We start from the raw sequence: 3,002 nt of genomic DNA, 5'->3' as shown, positions 1-3,002 counted from the left end.
TGCGAAGGAAGATCAGCGCGGCAGCGGTGGGCATCGGCATCGCCGCCGCCTCCATCCTCGCCACCGGTGGGTCCGCCACCGGCCACGGTTACACCGAGTCGCCCATCAGCCGCCAGAAGCTGTGTGCCAACGGCACCGTGCAGAACTGCGGACAGATCCAGTGGGAGCCGCAGAGCGTCGAGGGCCCCAAGGGCTTCCCGAACGGCGGCCCGGCCGACGGCGCCATCTGCTCCGGCGGCAACGGCCAGTTCGCCCAGCTCGACGACCCGCGCGGCGGCAAGTGGCCGACCACCAAGCTGACCTCGGGCGCCGACCACACCTTCAACTGGCGGTTCACCGCGGCCCACGCCACCACCGACTGGCGCTACTACGTGACCAAGGACGGGTACGACCCGAGCCAGAAGGTCACCCGGGCCAACCTGGAACTCACCCCGTTCCTGACCGTCCCCTACAACGGCAAGCGCCCGCCGTTCACCTTCTCGCACACCGGCAAGCTGCCCAGCGGGAAGAGCGGCCACCACGTGATCGTCGCGGTGTGGACGATCGCGGACACCGGCAACGCCTTCTACGCCTGCTCGGACGTCCAGTTCTGACGGCCGGCCGGGACCGGGCCCGGTCGGTGGCGGCCGGCCGGGCGCGGTCCCGTACCGCGGCGGCCGGCCGGGCTCCGGCGCGGCCCCGCGCCGGGGGAGCGGCATCCGGGCGGCCCCGTCCGCCCCGCTACTCCTTCGGCGCGCGCAGCGCGATCCGGGCCAGCGCCACCGCCACCACCAGCGCGATCCCGGCGAGCAGCGCCAGGTCGGGCACCGCGTCACCGATCCGGCGCACCCGGCGCTCCAGCGCCAGCGCCTGACCGGCGTCGAGCGGCCCGGGCAGCGCGGCGGTGCCGTTGTACCGCAGGAACAGCACCCCGATGGCGATGAAGAACAGCCCCGACACCAGCGAGGTGGTGTGCAGCCGCAGCCGCCCCGCGCGCAGCTCCCGCCCGCGCAGCCAGCGCCGCCGGCCCAGGTCCCAGCGGTCCCAGCACAGCGCCAGCACGAACAGCGGCAGCGCCATCCCCAGCGCGTACACCGCCAGCATCGACGCCCCGTACACCGGGCTGCCGCTGACCGCGGTCACGGTCAGCACCGCGCCGAGGATCGGCCCGGCGCAGAAGCCCGCCAGCCCGTAGACCGAGCCCAGCAGATAGGTGGCCGCCGCGGAGGCCGCCGCCCGCGGGGTGATCCGGCCCGCGGTGCGCCCGGCCCGCCGCGAGGCGAAGCCCATCCCCAGGATCTGGGCGGCACCCAGCGCCACCACCGTCCAGCCGCCGATGGCGACCAGCAGGTCCCGGTGACCGTTGAAGAGCCGGCTGGCCGCGGTGGACGCGGCCCCCAGCGGCACCAGTGTGGTGGCGAGCCCCAGGTAGAAGATCCCGGTCCGGGCGAGCAGCCGGCCGGGCGAGGAGAGCGAGTACGCGAAGAAGGCGGGCAGCAGCAGCGCGCTGCACGGGCTGAGCAGGGCGAGCGCCCCGCCGAGGAACGCCGCCAGATAACCGATGTCGGCCACGCCGGTCACCGGCCGCCCGGCTCGTCACCGCCGGTGCCGCCGTCCGGCCGCCGCGCACCGTCCGCGCCGTCGGCGCCCTCCGTGCCGTCCGCGCCACCGTGCCGGGCCGCGGCGGCCGCGTCGTCGATCACCTCGGCGAAGACCGAGACGGGCTGGGCGCCCGCCACCGGACGGCCGTTGACCAGGAATGACGGGGTGGACTGCACACCCAGCCGGTACCCCTGCTCGCGGTCCCGCTCCAGGGCCGCCCCGGCCGCCTCGCCGTTCAGGTCCCGGCGGAAGCGGTCCAGGTCGGGCACCCCGCCGCGCCGGGCCAGCTCGACCAGCCGGTCCTCGGCCAGCGCGTCACCCTTGCGCGGGTGGGCGAACAGCTCGTCGTGGAACTCCCAGAACCGGCCCTGCCGGCCGGCCGCCCAGGAGGCCCGGGCGGCGCGCTCGGAGTCCGCGCCGAAGATGGGGAAGTTGCGGAACTCGATGCGTAGCAGGCCGCGCTCGACGTACCGCTCGACCAGCTCGGGCCGGGTCGTCCGGGCGAACTCCCCGCAGTAGGAGCACTGGTAGTCGGCGTACTCGACCAGGACCACCGGGGCGTCCGCCCGGCCCACGGCCATCGGGTCGCCCTCGGTCCGCCGGGCGCTGCGCCCGGTCAGCTCGTCGTACCGGCGCTGCTCGGCGCTCACCTCCGGGCGGTCCCCGGCCGGGCCGTGGTCGCGGACGCCGCCGCCGTCGTCGCCGAGGGCGAGCACGGTGAGGAAGACGGCGACGACGAAGGCGATGACGGCGCCGGTCGCCGCCAGTCGGCGGGTGGTGCTGGGTGCGGGCATGGGGGAGGACTCCGGATTCCGGTCGGGCAGAGCTGGGCGGACCGGGCCGGCCGGCCGGGACCCGCGTCGGCCGCCCGAACCGGGCGGCGGCACGCGGGACCCGGGGCGCGGCGGCCCGGGGGCATGGATGCCATGGTGGTACGGGGCGCACCGGCCGGGTGCGGCGGTACCGGTGCAGGGCGCGACAGGGCAGGGCACGGTGCGCGTCGGCACGGTACGGCCCGGCCCGGCCCGGCAGGGTGCGCGCCTACCCGGTGCCGACGGTGTGCGGCGCCCGCCCGTGCCGGTGCGCGGCGCGGTTCCGCCGGTGCGCGGGGGCAGGGCGTCGGTACGCCGCCGCCGCGGTCGCGGCGGTACGCGGTGCAGGTCACGCCCGCATCCGTATCCGCACCCGCGGCTGCGCGGGGGCAGGCGGTCGCGGCGGTGGGCGCCGGTACGCGGCGGTCGGCGGGCGGCCCGCCGTGACGGGACGCCTAGATGCGCAGGACCGGGAGGAGTTGGGCACCGCCGGCCGGCACCGGGGGCGGTGCCCGGGGCGGCAGGGCGCGCGGGGTCCAGCCGTCCGGGGCGGCGAGCCGGGTGCCACCGGGGTGCGGCAGCGGGTCGGTGTGCCACCCGGGGGCGGGG

The 3,002-nt window shown here is 77.2% G+C and carries 3 protein-coding genes; 1 reads left to right on the top strand and 2 read right to left on the bottom strand.

Translation table 11 applies throughout. The features are described from left to right. The coding region (locus tag IHE55_RS30345; RefSeq protein ID WP_232267069.1) for a lytic polysaccharide monooxygenase auxiliary activity family 9 protein at positions 1 to 593 on the top strand (593 nt) is incomplete at its 5' end. A 127-nt stretch (positions 594 to 720) separates the two neighbouring features. Here the strand turns inward: IHE55_RS30345 and IHE55_RS30340 are convergent. Together IHE55_RS30340 and IHE55_RS30335 are read right to left on the bottom strand one after the other, a co-directional pair. After that, entirely contained in the window at positions 721 to 1,551 is an 831-nt protein-coding gene (locus tag IHE55_RS30340; protein WP_197988693.1) for a cytochrome c biogenesis CcdA family protein, read from the bottom strand. Between the two features lie 5 nt (positions 1,552 to 1,556). Beyond that, the gene (locus tag IHE55_RS30335) at positions 1,557 to 2,375 is read right to left on the bottom strand and encodes a DsbA family protein (protein ID WP_197988692.1); all 819 of its coding nucleotides are present in this window, start codon (positions 2,373 to 2,375) and stop codon (positions 1,557 to 1,559) included. Between the last annotated feature and the right edge of the window lie 627 nt (positions 2,376 to 3,002).

It is taken from the genome of Streptomyces pactum, from assembly GCF_016031615.1.
Classification (GTDB): Bacteria; Actinomycetota; Actinomycetes; order Streptomycetales; family Streptomycetaceae; genus Streptomyces; species Streptomyces pactus.
The sequence above is the reverse complement of the archived record's forward strand: the minus strand, read 5'-3'. Positions and strand labels throughout refer to the sequence as shown.

Coding starts and splice junctions, on each gene's coding strand:
- IHE55_RS30335 (WP_197988692.1), bottom strand. CDS start 2,375: ATGCCCGCACCCAGCACCACCCGCCGACTGGCGGCGACCGGCGCCGTC.